This is a genomic window from Pseudomonas sp. St386 (assembly GCF_018325865.1).
In the GTDB taxonomy this organism is placed as follows: Bacteria; Pseudomonadota; Gammaproteobacteria; order Pseudomonadales; family Pseudomonadaceae; genus Aquipseudomonas; species Aquipseudomonas brassicacearum.
The window spans coordinates 3,973,621-3,998,768 of sequence record NZ_AP021900.1 but is presented as its reverse complement, the minus strand read 5'-3'; the positions used below and the strand labels follow the sequence as shown (position 1 = coordinate 3,998,768).

At 62.9% G+C, this 25,148-nt stretch carries 10 protein-coding genes and 1 pseudogene; 5 read left to right on the top strand and 6 right to left on the bottom strand.

Annotation, left to right across the window (positions count from 1 at the left end; all coding sequences use genetic code 11):
• The first annotated feature begins 316 nt into the window (after nucleotides 1-316).
• Together KI235_RS17470 and KI235_RS17465 are read left to right on the top strand one after the other, a co-directional pair.
• Entirely contained in the window at nucleotides 317-1,507 is a 1,191-nt protein-coding gene (locus KI235_RS17470) for a substrate-binding domain-containing protein (RefSeq protein WP_003202602.1), read from the top strand.
• Between the two features lie 211 nt (nucleotides 1,508-1,718).
• Nucleotides 1,719-14,281 (top strand): annotated as a pseudogene (locus tag KI235_RS17465) (filamentous hemagglutinin family protein).
• Nucleotides 14,282-14,429: 148 nt separating this feature from the next.
• On the opposite strand, the gene KI235_RS17460 reads toward KI235_RS17465, so the two are convergent.
• The 6 genes from KI235_RS17460 to KI235_RS17435 all read right to left on the bottom strand — a co-directional run bounded on the left by KI235_RS17460 (nucleotide 14,430) and on the right by KI235_RS17435 (nucleotide 22,717).
• A complete protein-coding gene (locus KI235_RS17460) occupies nucleotides 14,430-17,003 on the bottom strand; it encodes an EAL domain-containing protein (protein WP_003202598.1) in 2,574 nt (857 codons plus the stop codon).
• A 113-nt stretch (nucleotides 17,004-17,116) separates the two neighbouring features.
• The gene (locus tag KI235_RS17455; RefSeq protein WP_003202596.1) at nucleotides 17,117-17,797 is read right to left on the bottom strand and encodes a DUF2238 domain-containing protein; all 681 of its coding nucleotides are present in this window, start codon (nucleotides 17,795-17,797) and stop codon (nucleotides 17,117-17,119) included.
• Between the two features lie 11 nt (nucleotides 17,798-17,808).
• Nucleotides 17,809-19,608: a thiamine pyrophosphate-requiring protein gene (locus tag KI235_RS17450; RefSeq protein ID WP_013693534.1), complete on the bottom strand. Its 1,800-nt coding sequence runs from the start codon at nucleotides 19,606-19,608 to the stop codon at nucleotides 17,809-17,811.
• Between the two features lie 143 nt (nucleotides 19,609-19,751).
• Nucleotides 19,752-20,393 (bottom strand): ferric reductase-like transmembrane domain-containing protein, encoded by a 642-nt coding sequence (locus tag KI235_RS17445; RefSeq protein WP_003202593.1) that lies wholly within the window; start codon nucleotides 20,391-20,393, stop codon nucleotides 19,752-19,754.
• A gap of 276 nt (nucleotides 20,394-20,669) precedes the next feature.
• Nucleotides 20,670-21,980: an ATP-binding protein gene (locus KI235_RS17440; RefSeq protein WP_003202591.1), complete on the bottom strand. Its 1,311-nt coding sequence runs from the start codon at nucleotides 21,978-21,980 to the stop codon at nucleotides 20,670-20,672.
• Nucleotides 21,977-22,717: a response regulator gene (locus KI235_RS17435; protein ID WP_003202589.1), complete on the bottom strand. Its 741-nt coding sequence runs from the start codon at nucleotides 22,715-22,717 to the stop codon at nucleotides 21,977-21,979. The genes KI235_RS17440 and KI235_RS17435 overlap by 4 nt, the downstream gene beginning before the upstream one ends.
• A 223-nt stretch (nucleotides 22,718-22,940) precedes the next feature.
• On the opposite strand from KI235_RS17435, the gene KI235_RS17430 reads away from it, so the two are divergent.
• The 3 genes from KI235_RS17430 to KI235_RS17420 all read left to right on the top strand — a co-directional run bounded on the left by KI235_RS17430 (nucleotide 22,941) and on the right by KI235_RS17420 (nucleotide 25,147).
• Nucleotides 22,941-23,204 carry a DUF2790 domain-containing protein gene (locus KI235_RS17430; RefSeq protein ID WP_013693533.1) on the top strand — a complete coding sequence of 88 codons (264 nt, stop codon included), beginning with the start codon at nucleotides 22,941-22,943 and terminating at the stop codon, nucleotides 23,202-23,204.
• A 179-nt stretch (nucleotides 23,205-23,383) separates the two neighbouring features.
• On the top strand, nucleotides 23,384-24,595 hold the full coding sequence (locus KI235_RS17425) for a cytochrome c biogenesis protein DipZ (RefSeq protein ID WP_212795191.1): 1,212 nt from the start codon (nucleotides 23,384-23,386) through the stop codon (nucleotides 24,593-24,595).
• A 222-nt stretch (nucleotides 24,596-24,817) separates the two neighbouring features.
• Entirely contained in the window at nucleotides 24,818-25,147 is a 330-nt protein-coding gene (locus KI235_RS17420; protein WP_027911912.1) for a hypothetical protein, read from the top strand.
• Nucleotide 25,148 lies beyond the last annotated feature (1 nt).

Sequence of the window (25,148 nt, the reverse complement as noted above, 5' to 3'; positions counted from 1 at the left end):
TGATCGCGCCAAGCTCGGGTTCCTCGTTCTGTCATTTTTCCGCGCCCGGCAACCACCCGCCGTCCTCTCCACCGCGCCCCCACATGGCACGGCCGTGAAACCCGCTCGAAACCCCAACCCAGAGCCCTCGAACACCCGAGGAAAAAACTCGAAAAACAGCCCTCAGCTCCCGAGGTTTTTTCCTTTATCTGTCACCGGAAACTGCGAATTTCTAACCCATGGCCTCACCCCATCGCCATCGGCACAGGACCGAGCGCCATGACGGCAAGCACGCGTCACCCAACCTACGTACGAACACGATGAAAGGAGATTCTTCATGTTTAAGCGCAACGTTCTCGCGGTATCCCTGACCCTCGCCGGCCTCTGCGCCGCTCAGGCCGCCATGGCTGATGTCAACGGCGGTGGTGCTACCTTGCCTCAGCCGCTGTACCAGACCTCCGGCGTACTGACTGCCGGTTTTGCCCCTTACATCGGCGTGGGCAGCGGTGCTGGCAAGTCGGCTTTCCTGACCAACGACTACACCAAGTTCGTGCCTGGCGACACCAGCGGCAAGAAAGTGCACTGGGCTGGTAGCGACTCCAAGCTCAGCGCCACTGAACTGAGCACCTACGTCAGTGCCCACGGTGCCGCCTGGGGTCCATTGATCCAGGTGCCTTCGGTCGCCACTTCGGTTGCCATTCCGTTCAACAAGACCGGCACTGCCAACGTCGACCTGAGCGTCAACCAACTGTGCGGCGTGTTCTCCGGCCGTCTGACCGACTGGAGCCAGATCACTGGTTCGGGCCGTACCGGCGCGATCACCGTGGTTTACCGTGCCGAGAGCAGCGGCACCTCCGAGCTGTTCACCCGCTTCCTGAACGCCAAGTGCGCTGAAACCGGCACCTTTGCCATCACCACCAACTTCGCTTCCAGCTACAGTGGTGGTCTGCCAGCCAGCGCCGTATCCGCTACTGGCAGCCAGGCTGTAATGACAGCGTTGAACGCTGCCCAAGGTCGTATCACCTACATGAGCCCGGACTATGCCGCTACTACCCTGGCCGGTCTGGATGACGCCACCAAGGTCGCTCGTGTTGGCGGTCTTTCCCCAGCACCGGCCAACGTGTCGGTAGCGATCAATGCCGTTCCCGTTCCGGCTGCTGCCGACCGGTCAAACCCGAATGCCTGGGTTCCTGTTTTCACTTCTCAAAAAGTGATTGATGAAACAATTCCGGCTGATCCTAGCTTGCGCCTCTACCCAACCACCGGTTATCCGATCCTGGGCTTCACCAACGTGATCTTCAGCCAGTGCTACGCCAATGCTGCACAAACCACTCAGGTGCGTGATTTCTTCACCCGTCACTACAACGGCACCGCTGCCAACAGCAACGACGCGGCGATCACTGCCAACCGCTTCGTTCCACTGCCTGGCGCTTGGAAATCTGCCATCCGTGGCAGCTTCCTGACCGCTACCAACGCTCAAAGCATCGGCAACACCAACGTGTGCAATGGCATCGGTCGTCCGCTGTAACACCACGCTAAGCGACACGTAACACCGATCAGCAACGGCGAAAGCCGTTGCTGATTTTTTGCGTCACAGCCGTACCAACACAGCCACATGAAATTTTCATGACATCCGTTCGGTCCCGAGCGGCTGTAACCGCCTATCCCCTATAACCAACGCTGGCAGCTTGATAGCACTGCGTTGCGCCCCTTAGAGCGAACCCGAAAGGATGAGTAGGATGCTGCGCTGCAAACCCCAGACGAACCTGAATGCTCCACGTCGCGATGGCGAGTTGTCGATGTTGCGGCTCAAGCCGCTGGCCCAGGCCATTGCCCTGCTGATGGTGGCCGGCAATGCCCACGCAGCGACGGCGTTCAGTTCGGCCTGGTTTGCCGCCAAGGGCGCGTCCCAGGCCGGTGGCGCGGCGCGGCCTACGACCGCGCAACCAGGCATGCCGCCGCCCCTGGCGCAGCAGCAACGGGCCAATGCGCAGTTGCAGCGTTCGCTGACCAACCTCAACAACACCGTAGCCGCCATCGCCGCCCAGCAGGCGGCCCAGGCAGCGGGGCGGCAAGCCGCGCTCGGGCAGGTACAGGTTGTGCCCGACGGCTTGGGCGAGGGTGGGCTCAAGGTCGATAACAGCCTGACCCAGGGCTGGCTCAACGCCAAGGGACCGCAGCAGACCCAGACCGGTGGCAAGACCACGGTGAAGATCGAGCAGACCGCCGACAAGGCGATTCTCAACTGGGAAACCTTCAACGTCGGGCGCAATACCACGGTGGATTTCCAGCAGCAGTCGGACTGGGCTGTGCTCAACCGGGTCAACGACCCCCAGGCGCGACCGAGCCAGATCCAGGGCCAGATCAAGGGCAACGGCACGGTGATGCTGGTCAACCGCAACGGCATCATTTTCAGCGGCAGCAGCCAGGTCAACGTGCGTAACCTGGCGGCGGTGGCGGCCAACATCAGCGATGAACAATTCAGCAAGCGCGGCTTGTATGTCGATGCCACCGGCAGCCAACCGACTTTCACCGACGCAGCGGGCAAGATCGAAGTGCAGCAGGGCGCGTTGATCCAAACCCACCGTGCCGCCACTTCCACGGCCGGGGGCGGCTATGCCTTGCTGCTGGGTAGCGAAGTGGAGAACGCTGGCTCCATCATCACCGCCAAGGGCCAGACCACCCTGGCGGCAGGCGACAGCTTCTACATCCGGCGCGGCCAGGGCACCAGCGGCAACCTGCGTTCCACCACCCGTGGCAACGAGGTCGCGACCTCCCTCAAACCGGGCAGCGGCGCCGGCACGGTGATCAACAGCGGCCTGATCCAGGCCAGCACCGGCGACGTCACCCTCACCGGGCACACTGTGCAGCAGAACGGCGTGGCGGTGGCGAGCAGTTCAGTGGACATCCGCGGCACCGTGCACCTGCTCAACGCCTCGAGCGACAGCAGCGGCAGCGTGATCCTGGGGCAGGGCAGCGCCACGGCGGTGTTGCTCGATGCTGCCGGCGGCAGTGCCCTGGACAGCCAGCGCAATGCCGGACCGGCCGGCTTGGATGGCACGCCGAACAACCTGATCACCGGCCAGTTCAACAACCTCAGCAGTGTGGTGGACCGCAGCGACCAGTCCCGGGTCGAGATTGTCAGCGGCGGCAGCGTCGACTTCCAGAATGGTTCCATCACTCTGGCCACCGGCGGCCAGGTCGCGGTCAGCGCTGCCGGGCGCAGCCTGGTGCGTGATGGTGCGGTGATCGATGTGTCCGGCGCCATCGGCGTCAAGGTGGCGATGGAATCCAACTCCATCAAGGTCAACGTCCAGGGCAACGAACAGCGCGACGCACCGGTCAACCGCGAGGGCGGCAAGCTGACCAACAATGATGTGTGGGTGGACGTGCGTGACTTGATCTACGTGCCGGCGGGCACCAACGGCTACGCCACCGACCGTTGGTACACGGCGGGCGGGCTGTTGGAAGTGGGCGGTTATTTGGGGACCCGAGGCCACAGCGCCGGTGAATGGGCTGCTCAAGGTGGCACCCTGACGTTCACCGGCAACGACGTGGTGACCCAACAGGCAGCGCAACTGAACCTGTCCGGCGGCACTTTGGATGTGCAGAGCGGCTACTTACGCCAGTCCTGGCTCAAGGGCCCCAATGGGCGTTTGTATGACTTGTCCAAGGCGCCGGGGGACATCCTCTACACCGGGATTTACAAGGGCTACGAAGACCACAGCCAGCGCTGGGGCCAGACTGATTACTACTACAACCCGCTGATCGCCCCACGACAGCGCTTTGAAGCTGGCTACACCGTCGGTCGTGATGCCGGCAAGCTGGTGGTGTCGACCCGCAACGCGGTGCTGGAAGGCCAGATCGTTGGTGAGGTCTATCAGGGCGAACGCCAGACCCAGGCACCGAACCTCAACCTCGATGGCTACCAGCAATCGCAAAACGCCGTGGCCCGACGGGCGCAATTGTGGGTGGGTAGCTACACGCCGATCTATGACAAGGCCAGCGGTGTGATCAACAGCGCCTTGAACCCCACGCTTGATCAGGTCACCGTCGGCAAGGTGACCGAGAAAATTGCTGCGGGGCTGGACCTGACCTCGGTGGTCGACACCGATCGGCAAGGCAAACTGGTTCTGGATAACGATCTGCTCAACGGCTTCCAGCTCGGTGCGGTCAAGGTGGCGGCGGCAGAAGGCATCAAAGTCGATGGCACGCTAAAAGTGGCCGATGGCGGCGACATCACGCTTTATGCACCGCAGGTCGAAGTGAACGCCGACCTGACGGCCCGCAGTGGTCGCATTGCCTTGGGTAACGTGCTTAAACAGGTCAGAACCGATAATTTCCAGATGGGCGATGTCGTGCTTTCGCCCGCCGCAGGTCAGCGTGCTGTGGTCACGTTGGGCGAGGGCGTGACGTTGAACACCGCTGGCCGCTGGAGCAATCTGTTGCTTGACGGCAACGACCGTCAGAACCTGCCGTTTATCAACGGCGGTGCCGTGGTCGTGCGCAGCGACAATATCGATGTGCGCCAGGGCAGCCTGATCGACGTCAGCTCCGGCGCCGCGGTCATGGTCGATGGCAAGACCCGCGGCGCTAAGGGCGGGGACCTGACCCTGACGGCGGCTATCAATACGTCGTCAAGCAGCGGCGACTTGAACCTGGACGGTGAACTGCGCGGCACCGGCGTGAGCGGTGGCGGGACCTTGAAGCTGGCGGCCAATAAAGTGCTGATCGGCGACAGCGGCTCGCCGCTTGAACCGGGCACCTTGCAACTGAGTGGCGATTTCTTCGACAAGGGTTTCTCGGCCTATGACATCACCGGTAACGAAGGTCTGACCGTGGTCGATGGGACCCGGGTCGAGGTGACGATGCCGGTGTACCGCTTTGGCGAGCAGGCGTTGAGCACCGGCAGCGGCGCAGAAGCGGCTGATGCGTTGCAGCGCTGGACGCCGCAGCTGTACCAGGAAGATGCGATCAAAGGCGTCCTGACCCAGCGTCGCGGCGCGAGCCTGAGCCTCACTGCCGGTACTGCGAACTCCAGCGCCGCCGGCATGGCGAGCACGGTGTTGAACCTGGGCGAGGGTAGCGTGATCAGCGTCGATCCGGGCCAGGGCATCGATGTGCGCAGCATCGGTCAGTTGACTGCCAACGGCACCCTCAACGCCTGGGGCGGTAGGGTCAGTCTCACCGAGTTGAGCGTCGGCGATACGGTCCGCGATCAAGTCAATGCCCAGGGCCACGGTCGTTCCATATGGCTGGGTGAACAATCACTGATCGATGTATCGAGCCGGGCCATAACAGCTCGGGACATGCGCGGTCAGGCCTACGGCCTGGTGCACGACGGCGGGCAGATTGTCATCGGCGGCCAGATCGATGCCGCGAAAGGATCGACTTCGGCGTCCGAATTGTTTGTGGTGGTGCGCGACGGTGCGCGTTTGCAAGCGGATGGCAGCCAGGCCGTGCTGGATATCCCCGGCCAGGGGCGTACGTCGGTGGCGAGCAATGGCGGCAGCATTTCCCTGGCGTCGGCCAATGGCCTGTACCTGGACGGTTCGTTCAGCGCCCGTTCGGGTGGAGCAGGGGCCGCGGGGGGTAGTTTGTCGGTAGCGCTGGAAACGCCCTATTACTTCAAGAGTGCGGTCAATGATCGGGTGTTGAAGGTGCGTGAACTGGTGCTGGCGCGCGCTGCCCAGGCCAGCCCACTGAGCGATACGGCTGAAACCTCGGCGGATTCGCTGGTCTATGGTCACGGGCGGCTAGGTGTCGATCAGGTCCAGGCCGGTGGTTTCGATAGCCTGTCCCTGTTAAGCAACGGCCTGATGAGCGTCGATGGCGACCTGTCGATGTCCCTCGGTCAAAGCCTGAACCTGTACGCCCGCAGCTTTGGATTGAGCGCAACCGCGCCAGCCAATACCCGGGTCGAGCTCAATGCCCCCCATGTGTTGCTGGCACTAGCGACGGGGCTGACGACCACTCGACCGAGTTTTGACCCCTATACCCGGCCAGTGGTCGATGGCGGCGGGGTGTCGCTATTGACGAACAAGGCGGTATTTTCCGTCAATGCGGACCTGCTGGATGTTCAGGGTAGCGTGATGTTCAGTAGCAAAGGCACGGTGAGGCAGGCCGACGGCGGTGCCGTCGCGCTGGAACGCGCCGGTTTCGACCGGGTTCAGCTACGCAGCCGGGGTGATTTGCGATTCCTGGCAGGGTTATCCAGTGACGGATTGCCTACGGGCTTTACCACCCAATTGCTGACCCCCTCGGACATGATCCTGCAAGCGGCGCAGTTGTACCCGGCGACCGGCGTAGGGGCTCGGGTTTTGGCGGGATATATGCGCCCCGGCGCCCCGGTTTTCGATCCCGCGCGCAGTCTGGTCATTGAGCGTACTACCCAGGTCACACCTGCAGTGCCTTATTCGGCATTTGGCCGCTTGCAACTGGGTAGTGCGAAGATTGAGCAGGGCGGGGTGGTACGAGCACCGTTGGGGTTGATTGAAGTCGGCATAAACGATGGCTTAGGTACCACTGATCGAGTGGAGCTGTTACCGGGCAGCCTGACTTCGGTCAGTGGCCTGGGCCTGGTCCTGCCGTATGGCGGCACCATCGATGGTCAAAATTATACGTACGCTGGCAAGAAGGTCGTGTTGCTAGGGCAAGGCGCGGTGCTCTCCGAGTATGGTGACCTGAATATCGGCGTGATTCTCGGCGGCAAGTCAGTGGCGGCCCAGGAAGGCTCGGTGCTCGATCTCTCGGGTGGCGGTGAACTGCTTGGCGCCGGTTTTATCTCTGGCCGAGGCGGTTCCACCGATGCGCGTTTCAACCCGCTGGTGCAAATCGGCGCCAATGGCGGTTTCACCTTGCCGGGACTGTCCAGCAATCCGGTCTACGCCATCGTGCCGGGCAACCAGAGCCAGTATGCGCCGGTCGCTGCCGAAGGCGGTGCGGTGGATCCGAGGGTAGGGCAGCAAATCACCATCGGTGCCGGTGTGCCCGGGCTGGCGGCCGGCACCTACACCCTGATGCCGTCCACCTATGCCTTGCTGCCGGGGGCGTTCCGGGTCGAGGTCAACGGTTTGGCGGGGCAAGGCTCCACTTCAAGCGCGCAACAGATGCGCAACGGTTCCTGGACCACCGCCGGCGTGCTGTCGGTGGCCAATACCGGGCAGCGCAACAGCATGTCCAGCCAACTCATCCTGACGTCGGGCGACGTGCTGCGTCGCTACTCGCAATATAACGAAACCAGCTACGCCCAGTTCGCCGTGGCCGACGCCGCGCGCTTGGGTGTTCCCAGGGCCCTCCTGCCAGTCGATGCCAAGACGTTGAAGTTGAATCTGGCAGAGGGCGCTGGAGACCAAGCCTTTTCCTTCAAGGGCATCGGCAAGTTCGCGCCCCAGACCGGAGGGTTCGGTGGCACCGTCGCAGTGGTTGCCAGCAATGGCACAGCCCTGGAGGTGGTCGCCGAAGGACGCGGGGTTACGACCGGCTTCGAGGGTATGACGCTCAATGCTGAAAGCCTGAACGCGTTGAATGCTTCACGCCAAGTGATCGGCGGCCAGTTTTCGGTGCTTTATGGCCAAGGTGGTAATTACATCACGCCGCAACGGGTGTCGCGCAGTGTTGCGCTGCGTGAAGGTGCGACGCTGTCGGCGCCTGAGGTATTCCTCCTGGCCGATGGTGGCGAGTTGCTGGTGGAACAGGGCGCCGCCATCAATACCATCGGGCGGGGCAAGGCCGCTTACGACGCGCGCGATGGTTTTATCTATAACTTCAATGTGAGGAACCAGAACTACAGCTCGCTTGCTGCCTCCAATGGCTTGCTCAATATCCTGGCCCCAGTATCAGGCACCACAGGCACGGTCAACATTGGCGGATGCAGCCTGACACCTTGCAGCGGCGTGACCCGGATCCATTCCGAAGGCAGCATCGTTGCCGCCTCCGGCAGCAGCCTGGAGCTGAACGACCAGGTTCGCTACGGCACCCGGCACCTGACCCTGGCCCTTAGCAACATCAACGTCGGCACCACTCAGGCATTGGGCGACGCGGCGACGCGGCAGGTCTTGCCGGCCGGCCTCACCCTGAGCCAGACCGTGCTCGATCGCCTGCTGCGCGGAGACACCGAATACGGTGCCCCGGCCCTGGAAACCCTCGAACTGTCAGCCAGCCAGGCGCTGAACTTCTATGGCACCGTCAGCCTCGACACCTATGACTCAGCCACAGGCAAGTCGCGCCTGAACAACCTGATGCTCAGTACCCCGGGCATCTATGGCTCCGGCACCGCCAGTGATGTGGCGACCCTGCGCACCAGCAACCTGATCTGGAACGGCGCAGTCGGTGCGCCGGGTTCGGTGATTGCCGGTGGGGCCGGCACAGGCGCCGGTCGCCTGGACATCCAGGCCCAGCGTATCGAGTTCGGCTATGGCGAGTTCGCCCAACCGAGCTCGATCACCACCCTGGACCGACTGGCGCTGGGCTTCGCCAACGTCAATCTCAGCGCCAGCGAACGCGTGACCGCCAATCACAAGGGCAGCCTGGCGGTGTATCAGAGCCAGGGCGCCTATGACGCTAAAACGGGCTACGCCTACAGCGGTGGCAACCTGAACATTCTCACTCCGTTGCTCACCGGTGAAGCCGGTTCGATCAACCGCATCACCGCAGGCGGCGCACTCAACGTGGCAGGCACAACCGCCAAGCCGGGCACCGTTTCGGGGCTTGGCGGCGAATTGTCCCTCAAGGGCGCGAGCCTCAACCTGGCCAGCGCGGTGGTGTTGCCCAGCGGCAAACTGACCCTTAGCGCGACGGATGAGCTGAGCCTGGCCGACGGGTCGCTGATCGATGTGGCAGGCCGCACGGTGACTTTCAACGACGTCACCCGCTACAGCGCCGGTGGTGAAGTCATCCTGAAAAGCCAAAACGGCAACATCCGCCAGGCGGCTGGCTCCAGCATTGATCTTTCGGCGCGCCACAACCAGGCCGGGCGGCTCAGCGCCGTGGCCTTGGGCAGTACGGCCGGGGTTGTCGACCTGCAAGGACGAATCCTCGCCAGCAGCAGCGGTGAATACGATGCCGGTGGCACGCTCATGCCGTACCTGGCCGGGGCGTGGAGATCCAGGCCCAGCGCCTGGGTGGCAATGGCAGTCTCAGCGAGCAGTTCGCCGCGTTGAACCAACGCTTGAACGACGGCCAAGTATTCGGCTCCCGCAGCTTCCAGCTCAAGCAGGGCCACTTGGTGATCGGCAATGAACTCAAGGCCTCGTCCATTGACGTGTCCCTGGACAACGGCAGCCTGCTGGTCAACGGCACGGTGGACGCCAGCAGCGAGCGGGTTGGCAGCATTTACCTGGCTGCAAAAAATGGCCTGACCCTGGGCAGCGGTGCCGTGCTTGACGCCCATGGTCGGCGCCTGCGGGTGGACAGCTACGGCAAGATCATCGACTCGCCGAACCGCGCCATCATTGACTTGACCGCCAGGGAAGGGCTCCTGACCCTGGGCAACGGCGCGCGTATCGATTTGCGCCACGGTACCGAGGTCGCGCTGGGCAGTGCGTCCGGCATGAGCGACGGTCGGCCTCGCGGGACGTTGCAACTCAGCGCGCCACGACTGGGTGGCGTGTCGGGGGGCGATGTGGCGATCGATGCCAGTGGTCCCGTGGATGTACTCGGCGCCCGCTCGATTGCGGTGGTTGCCACATGGCAATACAGCGACGCGCCGCTGGTTAACGTGCCGGCGGCCAGCGGCAAGCCTTATCAGGTCATCAATCAGACATGGCTGAAGGATGTGGTGGATCCAGACAACACCGCCTTTATCACCAACGCCCACGCCAACAACGATCTGTTGCAGCGCAAACTCGCCGGGCTGAACAACAGCCGTTATCGCGACGTGTTCCATCTGCGCCCCGGTGTGGAGGTGGTGAGTGCGACGGCCGATGGCGATCTGGTGGTCCAGGGGGATCTGGACCTGTCGCGCTATCGCTATGCGAGCCTCAATCCGCATAACGTCCTGGATGAAAACGTCTACGGCTCCGGCGAATCCGCCAGCCTGACGCTGCGCGCTGGCGGTGACCTGAACATCTACGGCAGCATCACCGACGGTTTTGCCCAGCCGCCCGCCAGCAACGATGACAAGGGCTGGGTGCTGTTGCCAGGCATTGATTTTGCGGCGGGCGATATTGTCGTGCCCGGCACTGGCGTGACCCTGGAGGTGGACACGGCGTTCCCGGCCGGCTCGGTGCTCAACTTCGACGTGCCGCTCAAGGGCGCGACCCTGGCTGCGGGAACGCGGTTGCCGGTCGCCGCCACGCTGAAACAGCCAATGGTGCTGCCGGCCGGCACGGTGCTGGCCGCGGCGGTGCATGACGCACAGGGCAATCTGTTGTTCGCGGCCGGCACGTTGTTGGCTTCGACCAAAACCCTGGAGGCGGGCACGGTGCTGGGGGCGGGTAGCCTGCTGGGCAGCAGCACAACGATAGGCAACCTGATCTGGCCCAAAGGCGTTGCGTTGCCAGACATTGAAGGCGCGAGTAACAGCTTGACCAATGTGCTGCGTCTCAGCAGCGCCCTGGCACTGAGTGTGGGTTCGAAAATTCCTTCAGGTACCGACATCAAGTTGCCGACCGGTGTCGAGTCGGTGCAGTTGCGTCCGGAAGTGGCGGGGAGCAACTGGGCCATCGCGCCGATGCTGGCCGAGGGATCGCAGTCCTGGTCATTGCGACTGGTGGCCGGTGCCGATACGCAGGCGGCGGACAGTCGGGTCGTGCGGCCGGTGCTGGCGGGTGGTGATCTGCATTTGGCTGACAGTCACTACGGAATGTTTGGTAAGGCTGGGGCTGGGGGGTTGGTGTGGACTGATGAAGGGGCGGAAAACTTCGGAGATCCGAGTCTGGCAGGCAAATTCATTGATTTTGAGAACGTTGCCTATCCAGGGATGTGTGAGGATACCCCGTCGTTTTGCAAAGCCAGTAGCGGCTTTGTCTGGACGGAGGAAGGGGCGGAAAACTATGGGCTTCCAGACCTCGTGGGTCAACCGATTGATTTCGAAAACCTTGCCTATCCTGGGATGTGTGACGACACCCCGTCGTTTTGCAAAGCTGTTGGGCAAACGGAATACAAGGCAGGCAGCCAACGTTGGAGTGTGATCCGCACCGCAGCGGCAGACCTTGAGCTGCTGTCTGCAGGCGATCTGAAAATGGACTCGCTGTATGGCGTCTACACCGCTGGCAGTTCAGCTAGCCAAACTTACGCCAAAGACCCGTACAACCAACCCAAGGCGCGTGGGGCGGGGGGCAAGGTACTCAATGATGCACTGGGTGAAAACGAACAGTTCGTGGATGGCGGTACGAATAGTCTTTACCGCGCCTGGTACCCTGACTTTGGCGGCAACCTGACTCTGAAAGTTGGCGGCAATCTGACCGGTAATAGCCTGGATGTCTCGAGTACGAATTTAGGGCGGCCCAATGGGGGAGACGTTGGTTACGATACGGTGAACGTCGGCAATTGGCTGTGGCGCCAGGGCAGCGGTTCGATCGCTACCGGCTCGCAGTTCCAACCCCCTGCTTGGTGGATCAATTTTGGCAGTTACACCGCTGCGAAGGACGGCAAGGCTGATTTGATGGTCGGGTTTACGGGGTTCGGTACTCTGGGCGGCGGTAACTTGAATGTTCAGGTCGCCGGCGATGCGGGGGTGCTCGATCAAATGGCAGGGAGTCGTCTTGTGCCGATCAGCAACAGCCGCAGCCAAGGGCTAGTGCTGGCTGTGGGCAGCACCGGGCGCGTAGGTGCCGATGGGAGTCTGCAATTGACCGGCGGTGGTGACCTCAAGCTGCGTGTAGGCGGCGCCTTGAATCCCAATAGCGTGTTCTCCGGCGGGCACCTCAACGGTGCGGTCATCAACCTGCGCGGTCATGCACAGATCGACAGCGGCTCCATCGGTCGGATCGACCTACGGTATGGCAACGTTGCTTCGGCACAGTCTTCCGGAGAAACGCGTGCGTACGATTCCTTTAGAGCCACGCGCAGTCAGCCAACAGGCGGGTTGACCCTGATGCCGGGTGATGCCACGTTCGACCTGGTCACCTCAGGCGATCTGGTGGTGACGGACGTTGCGGACCCGGGTCGGGCGCCGATGATGAGCGTGTCGCCCTTCAAAAACGGTGTGACCAATGGATCGGGCGAGAGCTGGTTTACATTGTGGACTGCCAATACGGCGATTGATTTATGGTCGTCGGGAGGCAACCTGACGCCCGTGACTGGCGCTACGCCAACGGATCTGGCATTGCTCTACCCATCGATTTTGAGAGCTGTGGCAGCCAGTGGCAGTCTTTACTACGGCCAGTCCTCGATATGGGATGGAACAGGTTATAACGGCAACAATCGTCCGGCCCTTTTGCTAGCTCCCGGCATCAATAGTGAGCTGCAATTCATGGCCGGCGGCTCCATCTACGGCGGCGACATGTCGGTCAGTCGTTCCGGTGCAGCGTCCGCAGCCCTGGCGACACCGTTTCGGCCAGCCTTTGTCGGCATGGATGGTTTCATCATAAAGGCCAGCAACCTTTCAGCCGACGGCAATTTCGCACGTCCTGATGCGAACATATTGCCTCTGTTTGCCTTCGACACCAGCAGCGCTTCCAGCGAATGGGCCCTCAATGTCGATCCTGCTCGCTTCTATGCGCTTGAAGGTGACTTGCTGGCAGTCGCCACTGGACGGTCGATGACATCAGTCTCCACGGGCAGATGGCCGGGGCGAATCGCCTACGAAGGCGCCGGACCTGTACGGATGATGGCTGGGCGAGACATTGTCAGCAGCGGCATACCGCTGGGCGGGTCTCTGAATGAGAACTCCGACGTGGGTAATTACACCAGCACCGGCAACCTCTTCATCCACAACAACCCCACCGACATCTCCATCGTGTCAGCCGGGCGCGACATCCTTTACAGCACCTTCAACGTCGCCGGCCCCGGCCTGCTTGAAATCACCGCCGGGCGCAATATCCTGATGGACGACAAGGTCAGCATCACCAGTATCGGCGCGGTGGTGCCAGGGGATTCGCGTCCTGGGGCGAGCCTGGTGCTGCAAGCCGGCGCGGGCCTCAATGGCGCGGATTACGAGCGCTTCGTCAAGGCCTACCTGGACCCGGCCAACCAGGCTTTGGCCGGTGTGCCCCTGGCGAACCAGGACGGCAAGGTCGCCAAGACCTACGAGGCGGAACTGGTGGATTGGCTGGAGAAACGCTTCGGCTTCAGCGGCGACACCGAGCAGGCCCGCAACTTCTTCGCGGCACTGCCGGCGGAGCAGCAGCGGGTGTTTGCCCGCGACGTGTACTTTGCCGAGCTCAAGGCCGGTGGTCGGGAGTACAACGAAGCCGGCGGCGTGCGCCAGGGCAGCTACCTGCGCGGGCGGGAGGCTATCGACTTGTTGTTCCCAAGCAAGGATGTGGCGGGCAACGCGATCACCTACAAGGGTGACATCACGATGTTCGGCGGGGCGGGTGTGCACACCGATTTCGGCGGCAGTATCCAAATGCTCACCCCGGGCGGCGGGCAAACATTCGGCATCGAGGGCAATGCGCCGCCGTCCACCGCCGGGGTGATCACCCAGGGCGAGGGCGATATCCAGTTGTATGCGCAGAACAGCATCCTGCTGGGCCAGAGCCGGATCATGACCACCTTCGGCGGCTCGATCCTCGGCTGGTCGGCCCAGGGCGACATCAACGCCGGTCGTGGTTCGAAGACCACCGTGGTGTACACGCCGCCCAAGCGCTTGTACGACACCTGGGGCAACGTGACGCTGTCGCCGTCGGTGCCGAGTACCGGTGCCGGTATTGCCACCCTCAACCCGATTGCCGAAGTGGCGCCGGGGGATATCGACCTGATCGCGCCGTTGGGCACCATCGATGCGGGCGAGGCGGGGATCCGGGTGTCGGGCAACGTCAACATCGCGGCGTTGACCGTGGTGAACGCAGCCAACATCCAGACCCAGGGCAAATCCACCGGCGTGCCGCTGGCGGCCTCGGTGAACACCGGGGCCATTACCTCGGCCAGTTCGGCGGCGTCTTCGGCTACGCAGGCCGCTGAAGACGTGGCGCGTCAGCAACAGAACGCGGCGCGGCAGAACCAGGCGTCGGTGTTTACCGTGCAGGTGGTGAGCTTTGGCTCCGAGCAACTGGCCCCGTCCCGCGACGGCGCCAGCCGCGAAGCGCCTCGGGCCTACGACCCGGCCAGCCCGGTGCAGGTCCTGGGCGCAGGGCCTTTGGATGAACAGAGCCGTCAGCGGCTGACTGAGGAGGAGCGGGGGCGGTTGAGTTTGTAAGAGACCGAGCTTGCAGTGAGGTTGGCTGTGCTGGCCTCATCGCGAGCAAGCTCGCTCCCACAATAGGTCCAGCGGTGCGCATAGCTCATGAACACCCCACAGAACCCTGTGGGAGCGAGCTTGCTCGCGATAGCGGTGGGGAGGTGGGTTACAGCCACCGCGGCGTGGTGAAGAACGAGGCCATTTCCGAGCGGGCCAGGGCCGCGCCGAAGTAGGGGCCTTGGACATGGTCGCAGGACACGTTGCGCAGCTGGCTGAATTGCCGCGCGTTCTCGATGCCTTCTGCGGTGACCATCAGCCCTACGCTGCGGCTCAATCGGATCATCGCCAGGACGCCCTCCTTGTCATCCTCCAGGCCCAGTTGCGTGAGGATGTTGCGATCGAAGCGGATGCCATCGAACGGCTGGTCCAGTACTTCGCGCAGGGAGGCGATGCTGGTGCCGAACTTGTCGATGTTGATCCGCACGCCGAGGTCCTTGAGCGCATGGAGGGTGCTGGCCACGGTCTTGTGGTCGGCCAGCAGGACACCTTCGGCCACTTCCAGGGTCAGCCGGTGGGGCGCCAGGCCGCTCGTTTCGAGGGCTTCCTGCACCTGGTTGAGCAGGAAGCTGCTGTTGAACCACCGGGGTGAAACCGCGATGGAAACATTGACGGCGCTCGGCCAGGTGGCGGCCTCTTCACAGACGTTGATCAGCATCCAGGTGCCCAGTTCTTCAAGCTGGCCCGAGGTTTCGGCCACCGGTATGAAATCGGCCCCACCCAGTTCGCCTTTCTCGGGATGGTGCCAGAAGGTCTGGGCTTCGAAACCGTGCAGTTGCTCGGCGCTCACATCGAAGCGAGGCAAGTAGCGCAGTTCCAGTTGATCCCGTTGCATGGCGTCGCGCAGTTGCTGTTCGTATCGCCGCCGGTCGCGGGCCAGGTTGCCCATGGCTTCCACGTACACGCGCCAGGTGTTGCGGCCGGCTGCCTTGGCCGCATACAAGGCGATGTCGGCGTGGCGCAGCAGTTCATCGGCACGTTCGTCACCGGGCTGCGACCAGGCGACACCGATGCTCACCCCCAGGTACAGCGTGTTGCCGTCCAGGTGCATGGGCCGTTGCATGCAATCGATCAGCCGTGCACAGAGTTGATCGAGATCGCTGGCATCGCCCGGGTCGGGCATGACAATGACAAACTCATCACCGCCCAGACGTGCCACCAGATCGGTGCCACGGACGTTTTGCTGGAGGATATGCGCCACTTCCTTGAGCACTTTATCGCCCACGGCATGGCCCAGGGAGTCGTTGACCGGCTTGAAACGGTCCATGTCCAGGTTCAGCAGCGCCAGGGGCGGGCGATCGGCTCGGCCCAGGTGTTCGCGCAGGCAATCGAACAAGCGGTTGCGGTTGGCCAACCCGGTCAGTGGATCATGCAGGGAAAGGTGCTTGATCTGGGCCAGTGCCCGCAATTCGTCGGTGATATCGGTGGCCGTGCCGCGAAAACCCAGGGTGCCAGCTTCGATGGCCCGCACCGAGAGTTTGCAGGTCCGGATGCGCTGGTTGCGCGCGGTGTACTCGCACAGTAGCGGCGCCGAGGAAACGCTGTTGGCCCCGCCGAGCAGCCATTGGGCAATCGAGATCGAGCCGCCATGGGGGTGAAGCAGCCGGTGCAGCGGTTTGCCCAGCCACTCCGTGGGACTGAAGCCGGTCACCTGGTCGAAGCGTTCCGACAGATAGGTCAGGGTCCCGGTCGAATCGACCTCCCACAACCAGTCGGATGAGACTTCGGCAATGTCGCGGAAACGTTCCTCACTGCGTTCCAGCGCTTTGCGGTGGGCCAGCAGGCTGGCGTACTGGCGTTCCTGGGCGCGGAGCATGGCCAAGGCATGGCGCAGAACGGCCAGGGCCAGAATCCCCAGCACCAGTAACGCCACGGCCAGCAACGGCAGGAGGAATTTGCGCAGGTCCTGGCCCGGGGTCTGCGGTCGCCAGGCCAAGGCCTCCTGGGTCAGCTCGTCGAGCTGCAACTGGGCGGTATCGGCTGGGCCCGGTGTCCTGGCGATATGGGCATCGGGCAGGGCGAAGTCCCGCGCCAGGTTTTCCAAAGCTCCGGGATCCAGGACCTTGACGAAGAGCATCAGGCTGGGCGGGCCGGGGATTTCGGGCACGCTGCTGTCCGTGCCGACGGTGATGGCGGACGCGGCGACAAACGCAGGGGCGTCCTCGTGATGGAGCATCTCGACCACCACTTCCTCGTGATTTTCCGCGGCGCTGGCTTTTTTCAACAGCGCTCGCAAGTCGCCGGCCAGCCAGGTATCGGCATCGACCTCACTCATCTGGCCATCGATCACCGAATAGACAGTCTGGCCGGTTGGCGAAATGACAAACACCGCCTGGTAGCCATAGAGCGAAAACACGCTGCTGCCGACGTTTTCCTGGTCATAGGCCCATTCCTTGTCCACGCTGGCATGCAGGTGCCGGTAGGCGTCGCTCCACTTGGAGTAGTCGCTCAGGTCCCGTCCGATACCTTTGCGGATCCCCTCGATGGCCCGCTGGGCGAAAAACAGGCTCTGTTCACGGGCGCGGCGGTCCTGGGCGCCGGTGATGTTGAGCAGCACGGCGATCGCCAGTGCAGACATGACAAACAGCAGGAGCATGATGGCCGGAAAAGTGCGACGGGTGAAACTTCGGGTTGGCGAACCCGGGGAAAGGACAGTCGAGTCATTGCCTGCAATTTCAATCATAAAAATAAGTCATCAGCCAAAAAGCGATTTCATCCGCACCTGTCTTATATCGGCTGGTGGGCTGATTTACTTAGACGTGATCACACAGGAACTGGCGGACATGGGGGCCTGCATCAGGTGCGGGCCTTGAAGCGCAACGTCCATTCGAGGGCGAAGTCCCGCTGGCGCAGGTAACTGACCCCGGCGGCGACCAGCAGGGCCATGAACGCGGCGAGCGCCGCCAGGGCCATGTCCTTTTGTGAATCCCAAGGGTCCTGTTGGGCACCGACAAAGGCCTTGGCGGTATCGCCCCCGATGTAGGCGCCGCCCAACCATTCGATGATTTCATAAATCGCCGACGACGCAAGAATCAGGCTCCAGGCCAGGAAATAGCCCCTGAACCCCGTTGCTGGCGCAACCCGAAGCAAGGCCTCGCGCAGCGGATAGGCCAGCAGCAGGCCGTAGCTGAAGTGCACCAGCCGGTCGAACTGGTTGCGCTGGAAACCCATGAACTGATCAAGCGACTGGCCCCCCGTCAGGGCCTGCCACCACTGGTTGTAAGGCACCTTGGCATATGTGTAGTGGGCGCCGACTTCATGGATGCAAAGGAACACGAACAACAGCGTCGCGGACAGCCGGGAGAAGCTGAATCTCCGATGAACGGTCACCAGGACCACCAATAACGCGATGACCAGCAGGTTCTCCGCCAGCCAGTCGCTGCGTTTTATCGGCGCAATGGCCAGCCACCCCCACACCACGCAGAAAGCCAGGAGCAGGGATCGTTCATAGCGACGATGCAGCTCAATGGTTGGCATCGCGTCGTGCCTCACTCTTTATCCGTGCGCTGGCCCGGCAGCAGGCTGCTCAATACCTGCTTGGCGGTTTCGACCACGATGCCTCGCTCGTTCGGGTCGCCCTGGAGCAGGGTCGAGGCAAACTTTTTCGCCTGTTCCAGCTTGATGTGCGGCGGCAGCGGTGGCACGTCGGGGTCGGTGCGAAACTCTATCAGCACCGGGCGATCCGCCGCCAGCGCGGTTTCCCAGGCCGTGGCCACGTCGTCCTCGTGCAGCACCAGGATGCCCTTCAAGCCAATGGATTCGGCGAACAGGTGGTAGGGCACGTCGGGGATGTCCTGGGAGGCGGCGAATTTCGGATCGCCCTCCATGACCCGCTGTTCCCAGGTGACCTGGTTCAAATCCCGATTGTTGAACACCGCGCAGATCCAGGTGCCATTGGCCCAGGTGCGCCAGTATTTGGCGACGGTGATCAGCTCGGCCATGTTGTTCATCTGCATGGCGCCATCACCCACCAGGGCGATCACCGGCCGCTGCGGATGGCAGAACTTCGCCGCGATGGCATAGGGCACGGCCGCGCCCATCGACGCCAGGCCACCGGACAGCGAACACATCATGCCACGGCGGATCTTGATGTCCCGGGCGTACCAGTTGGCGCAGGAGCCGGAATCGCAGGTAATGATGGCGTGCTCCGGTAGTCGCGGCGACAGTTCGAAGGTGACCCGCTGCGGATTGATCGGCTTGGCGCTGACCCGGGCGCGTTTTTCCAGGGTCCGCTCCCAGCGTTCGCGCCAATGCTCGATCTTCTTGCGCCAGGTGCGGTCGGGTTTTTCTTCGATCAGCGGCAGCAGGGCGCGCAAGGTATCGACGCTATCGCCGTGCAGGTTGACTTCCATGGGGTAACGCAGGCTGAGCATGTCCGCCTGAATGTCGATCTGTACGCCCCGGGCCTGGCCTTCAGGTGGGAGGAATTCTGCGTAGGGGAAGCCGGAGCCGATCATCAGCAGGGTGTCGCAGCCGGCCATGAGGTTGTCGCTGGGCTCAGTGCCGAGCAGGCCGATGGTGCCCGTGACCCAGGGCAGGTCATCCGGCACGGCGGCCTTGCCCAGCAGCGCCTTGGCCACGCCGGCGCCGAGCTTCTCGGCGATGGCGATCACTTCGTCGGTGGCGTGCAGCGCTCCGGCACCGACCAGGATGGCGACTTTCTTGCCGGCATTGAGGACCTCGGCGGCCTTGCGCAGGTCCTCTTCGTAGGGGACGACGCTGGGTTTGCGGTAACCGACGCCGGAGTGAACCGTACCGTGCTTGTGGCGTGGTGCGGTGTATTCCATTTCCTGGAGATCGTTTGGCAGGATCAGCGCCGTGACCCGGCGCTCGCCCACCGCCGTGCGTACGGCGCGGTCCAGCAGGTGGCGCACCTGGGCGGGCACACTGGCTTGCTGCACGAATGCCCCGGCCACGTCCTTGAACAGGCTGACCAGGTCCAGCTCCTGCTGGTAGTGCCCGCCCAGCGCTGCGCGCGCCTGTTGGCCGCTGATGGCGAGCACTGGCATGTGGTCCATCCGCGCGTCGTAGAGGCCGGTCACCAAGTGCGACGCGCCGGGCCCGGAGGTGGCGATGCAGACGCCCAGCTCACCGGTAAACTTGGCGTGGGCGCAGGCCATGAATGCGGCCATTTCCTCGTGGCGGGCCTGGATGAAGCGGATTTTTCCCTGGGCGCGGTTCAAGGCGCCAAAGACGCCGTTGATGCCATCGCCCGGATAGCCATAGATACGGCGAACCCCCCATTCGTAAAGACGTTCCACCAGAAAATCACCAACGGTCATGCTCATGCCTGTCCCTCGCTTCAGGCCGCCGTCGCTTGGCGCGACGTGCAGCGGTTGACGTTCATACAGGACTTGACCAGTGCTTGCCGTCCAAGGTTTCGATTTTTTCAACGCCAAGGTGCTGCGGCGCAGGCGCTATGTGCGAGCTCCTACAGATCAGTCGCGTGTTGCGGTCGTTGGCGTCGCTGGGTGGCCTGGGCCAGCTTGCCCACCAGGCGGATGGCGGTGGCGGCGCAGATCAGGCCGAAGGGCAGCACATACCAGGCGCTCATGGGGATGCGTTTGAAGTTGGAATAGGCAAAGATCGCCGCCAGCACCCACATGCCGGTGACATGCAGGCGCTTCCAGGCCTTGAAACCGATCAGGCGCGTGGTGCTTTTGAACGAGGTCAGCGCCAGCAGCAGGATGAACACGTAGCCCACCGTGCCAGGCACGTTGCCAAGGGTGGTGCGGCCGGGCCAGAACTCGGGATTGAGCTGGCCGTAGCTGTAGATCAGCACGGCATGGACCAGATGGGAAAACGCAAAGGCCAGCCCGATGAAGCGCCGTTCGCGCACCAGGGACCGGCTCAGGGGCGAGGGCACCAGCACCGCGAATGCCGAGGCGGTGAAGGCCAGCAGGAACAAGATAAAAGACGAACGCGCCGTGGCGCGAATGGCACTGCGCACGCCTTCGGTCAGGTCCGGGTTGAGCACCAGGATCAACCCGGTCATCAACAGCACCAGGGCGGCGAGCAGGCTGAACAGCGACCAGCCCTGATAACGAAAGGGGGATGCAGTTGCGGTAGGCATGTAAAGGCTCCGTGGATGGTGAGACCCGGCCGTGATAGCCGCCGGGAACACCGGGGAGTCTTGCAAGCAGGTGTAAGCGGGGTGTGTCCGCAACGCAGGATTGTGCAAGTTTGTGTATGCCGATCACCCGCAGACACACTGGCATACAAACCCGCATCCAAATCCAATACCCAGCCACTGTGGGAGCGAGCTTGCTCGCGATGGCGTCAGGTCAGTTGAACAGGTGCTGGCAGATACACCGCTATCGCGAGCAAGCTCGCTCCCACAGAGGCTATGTCAGCTTGCGAATGCCAGCCGCAACTCGGCGCACAGACCACCGCCGTCGCGGTTGCTCAGGGTCAGTGAGCCGCCCATGGCGATCGCCAGTTGCTGGGCGATGGCCAAGCCCAGGCCGGTGCCGCCGGTTTCCCGGTTGCGCGAGCTTTCCACCCGGTAAAACGGCTTGAGCACCTCGGCCAGTTCCTGCTCGTTGATCCCGGGGCCACGGTCCAGTATCTGTATCGCCAATTGCCCGTTGTCGGCGATCTGCACATGGATCTGCGCCGCGCCGCCGAACTTCAGGGCATTGTCCACCAGATTGACCAGCACCCGCCGCAAGGCATGGGGACGGGTGTCGATGACCGCGGCGTTTTTCCCGGTCAATTGCACGTCCTTGCCCGTGTCCTGGTAGTCGAACGCCAGGCTGTCGAGGAACGCATCCAGGCTGATCCGGCAACTGGCCTCCGTGGCGCCGTGGATGCTGCGGGCATAAGCCACGCCTTCACGCACCAGGTGCTCCATTTCACTCAAGTCGCTCCACAGCTTGTCCCTTTCGATCCCCTCGTCCATGAATTCAGCGCGCAGCTTCATGCGCGTGATGGGGGTCTGCAAGTCGTGGGAAATCGCTGCCAGCAACTGCATGCGCTCCTTGAGGTAGGCAGCGATGCGGTCCTGCATGGCGTTGAACGCTTTGGCGGCATGCACCACTTCGGTCGGGCCTTTCTCGTCCAGGCGAACGCTGTGGGCGTTAGGGTCGAGGGTTTCCACCGCCTGGGCCAGCCGGGTCAGTGGGCCGACGGCGAGGCGCACGGCCAGCCAGGTGCAGCCGATCAACAGCGCCAACTGCCCCAGCAACACCATTGGCAGCCAGGGGGAGAGGGGTGTCATCGCCGGGCGTACGTCGATGGTCAGCGGGCTGCCGTCCCCCAGGCGCAGGTGCGCCTGATAGTGCATTTTCGGCCCGGGAATCTGTTTGAAGGTCAGGCCATACGCCTGGCCGATGGCTTCCTGGATCGAACTCACCGAGATCGGCGCGTCGGCAAGATCCATCGGTTGCCCGGATTGGCCTTCGTCGAGCAGGTAGCCATAGTTGCGCCGGGCGAGTTTCGGCAGCCAGGCCTGGCGTTCGGTGGCAGGCAGACGGTCAAGAATGGCGACGGAGGTCGAGACGTCGGTTTCCAGGTTGCCGAGCATGGTCGACTTGGCGCTCTGGTAGCGCTCGTAGTACTGGACGCCGAAGGACAGCCCCTGGGCCAGGATCAGGCCAATCAGGAAGATCAGCGACAGCCTCGAGGCCAGCGTACGCGGCCAGCGCAGCGGCAGGCTCATACCGAGGCCTCGAGGATCTCCACCGGCAGCGAGAACACGTAGCCTTCGCTGCGCACGGTCTTGATGTAGGCCGGCTCCCGGGCATCATCCAGCAGGCGCTGGCGCAGGCGGCTGACCAGCAGGTCGATGGAGCGATCGAACAGGTCGGCGTCCCGGCCCTGGGTGAGGTTAAGCAACTGGTCGCGGTTGAGCACCCGTTGCGGATGGTCGAGGAATACCCGCAACAAACGATATTCGGCGCCGCTCAAGGCAACCATGGTGCCGTCGGTGTCCAGCAGGTGGCGGGCGGTGGTGTCCAGGCGCCAGCGCCCGAACGCCAGCAGGCGACCGCTTTCGGTGACCACCAGGTTGGGCGGCAGCATGCGAGTGCGGCGCAGCACGGCGTTGATACGCGCGAGCAGCTCCCGGGCGGCGAAGGGTTTGACCAGGTAATCGTCGGCGCCCATTTCCAGGCCGATGATGCGGTCGGTTTCGTCGTTGCGCGCGGTGAGCATCAATACCGGCGTGGCCTTGTGCTTGCCGGCACGCAGCTCCCGGCACAGCACCAGTCCGTCGTCGCCGGGCATCATGATGTCCAGCACGATCAGGTCCACCGGGGTGGTTTCCAGGAAGGCGCGCATTTGCCGGCCATCGGCAACGACAGTGGTGCGCAGGCCGTTCTTTTTCAGGTAGTTGCCAACCAGCTCTCTGATCTCGCGATCGTCATCCACTATCAACACGTGATCGACATGATCCATGGTGTCCAGCTCCTCGGCGTTTCGTTGTGAGCAGTCTACAGGCGCCGGCCGGCCCGGCTCGCGGCGGTTTGTATTGCAGTGTATCTGGCGCGCGACGGATACACAGCGATGCAAAAAGCCACCTGGTTCGATACAGGCGCGATACCTGCGCGGCATTCAATGGCGTCCATCGAGGCAACACAACAGGCCTCGGCAGATAAACCCATTGAATCGAGGAATCGCCATGAACAGCAAAGCCATCTACGCCGCCTGCCTTTTCGCTGCACTGAACATTTGCACGCTGTCGGCCCGGGCCGAAAGCAACGTGCAGGCGCAGGCCTACACCTACGGCACCCACCTGGACATCCAGAAGGTGCTGTCCCTTAGCGAAGACGCCGAGCCGACCTGCGGCGTGGTCAACGCCCAGATGACCTACCTGGATTCGGCAGGCCACAAGCAGGCGCTGGACTACCGCAAGCTTTCCGATAACTGCAATGACGGTAACTGAGTCGCCGTGGAAGCCAACTTGTGACAGTAAACCTGTGGGAGCAAAGCTTGCTCGCGATAAACGATGACGCGGTGATTGCCAGTAATCGAGGCGTCTGCGTCGCGAGCAAGCTTTGCTCCCACAGAGGCGCTGCCCGATTGGGTGTGTTCTGTCTATCTACCTACCATTGAGGTGTTGCCATGCTTCTGATCGCTTTTCTCGGCGGGATCCTGACGATCCTCAGCCCCTGTATTCTTCCGGTGGTGCCGTTTCTGTTTGCCCGGGCCGATCGCTCCCGTGGCTCGGTGCTGCTGACCCTTGGCGGCATGGTGCTGACGTTTGCCCTGGTCTCCAGCCTGGCGGTGGTCAGCAGCGAGTGGGTGCTGCGTGCCAGCAGCGTCGGCCGCCAAGTGGCCTTGGTGGTGATGGTGGTGTTTGCCTTGTCGCTGATCTTCAGTCGGGTCGGCACCTGGCTGGCGCGGCCGCTGGTCAGCCTGGGCAATCGCCTGGACGCCGGCGCCGGGCGGATGGCCGGGCCTGTGGCTTCAGGGCTGATCGGGGTCGCCACCGGGTTGCTCTGGGCACCGTGCGCCGGACCGATACTCGGGGTGATCCTGACCGGGGCCATGCTGCAAGGCGCCAGCGCACAAACCTGCCTGCTGTTGCTCGCCTACGGCCTGGGCAGCGCCTTGTCCCTGGGCACGCTGATTCTGGCCGGGCGTGGACTGGTCGGACGCCTGAAACTCTCGCTGCCGATCACCACCTGGCTGCGCCGGGGAACAGGGGTGGCGGTATTGCTGGCGGCCGTGGCAATTGGTACCGGGGCGGATGACCGCTTGTTGGCGGCGACTTCCTCCCAACAATCGGCCAGCTTGGAAAAAAGCCTGCTGGAGAACGTGCCCAAGGCCATCGACTATGTGGTGAGCAAGGCCGGCGCAAGTTCCATGCCGGCCCTCGAATCCCAGGGCGCCATGCCTGCGCTGGACGGCGCGGTGCAATGGCTGAACTCGCCCCCGCTGAGCAGCGAATCACTCAGGGGCAAGGTGGTGCTGGTGGACTTCTGGACCTACGACTGCATCAACTGCCAGCACACCTTGCCCTATGTGAACGGTTGGGCGAAGAAGTATGAAAAGGACGGGCTGGTGGTGATCGGTGTCCACACCCCGGAGTACGGCTACGAGAAGATCATCGACAACGTGCGCGAGCAGGTGCGCAAGCTGGACATCCATTATCCGGTGGCGATCGATAATCAGTATGCGATCTGGCGTGCCTTCAACAATCAGTACTGGCCGGCTCATTACTTCATCGATGCCAAGGGGCAGGTGCGCTACAGCCATTTTGGCGAAGGGCGCTATGGCGAGCAGGAGCAGGTGATCCAGCAACTGCTGCAGGAGGCGAAGGCGGGTCAATGACCGTGGCGAGGGAGCTTGCTATTGGCAAGGGGATCTGTGGGAGCAAGGCTTGCCCGCGATGAAGTTCGCACGGTCTATCGGGAACCGAGTCGTCTGCTTCGTGGGCAAGCCTTGCTCCCACAGATAATCCCCTAGCCACAAAAATTGCACAGCCGTGCTGGCCCCTTGCTCAGTTACATAAGGTCAAACTTCTTTCCTTTCAGAAAGTTGGGCGACAAACCTATGCGTATTTCTATGTGGGTCGTGGCGACGTTTCTCCTGGCCGCCGTTTCGCTTGAGGCCCAGGCCAGGGCGCTGACGCAAAACCAGCAGTCGGTGTGCCGCTGGGGTTCGGATATCGCGGCAGGGGCGCAGGCGTCGAAGCTTTCCGGCGTCAGCCTGTACGGCGCGCGCAAGAAGCTGCAAGTGCGCAAGTTTCCCCGGCCCTGGATGCGCATGACCGCCCTGGGCATTACCGAGCAGACCTACAACAGCGCCTCGCGTCTCAAGCCGGTCGCAGTCAAGCAGACCTACTACGAACAATGTGTACGTCACGAACTGGCGCGACGATAGG

Excerpts from the sequence above, each read along its gene's own strand:
- KI235_RS17450 (WP_013693534.1), bottom strand. The coding sequence starts at position 19,608 with ATGAGCATGACCGTTGGTGATTTTCTGGTGGAACGTCTTTACGAATGG.
- KI235_RS17430 (WP_013693533.1), top strand. The coding sequence starts at position 22,941 with ATGAACAGCAAAGCCATCTACGCCGCCTGCCTTTTCGCTGCACTGAAC.
- KI235_RS17455 (WP_003202596.1), bottom strand. The coding sequence starts at position 17,797 with ATGCCAACCATTGAGCTGCATCGTCGCTATGAACGATCCCTGCTCCTG.
- KI235_RS17425 (WP_212795191.1), top strand. The coding sequence starts at position 23,384 with ATGCTTCTGATCGCTTTTCTCGGCGGGATCCTGACGATCCTCAGCCCC.
- KI235_RS17440 (WP_003202591.1), bottom strand. The coding sequence starts at position 21,980 with ATGAGCCTGCCGCTGCGCTGGCCGCGTACGCTGGCCTCGAGGCTGTCG.
- KI235_RS17460 (WP_003202598.1), bottom strand. The coding sequence starts at position 17,003 with ATGATTGAAATTGCAGGCAATGACTCGACTGTCCTTTCCCCGGGTTCG.
- KI235_RS17435 (WP_003202589.1), bottom strand. The coding sequence starts at position 22,717 with ATGGATCATGTCGATCACGTGTTGATAGTGGATGACGATCGCGAGATC.
- KI235_RS17470 (WP_003202602.1), top strand. The coding sequence starts at position 317 with ATGTTTAAGCGCAACGTTCTCGCGGTATCCCTGACCCTCGCCGGCCTC.
- KI235_RS17420 (WP_027911912.1), top strand. The coding sequence starts at position 24,818 with ATGCGTATTTCTATGTGGGTCGTGGCGACGTTTCTCCTGGCCGCCGTT.
- KI235_RS17445 (WP_003202593.1), bottom strand. The coding sequence starts at position 20,393 with ATGCCTACCGCAACTGCATCCCCCTTTCGTTATCAGGGCTGGTCGCTG.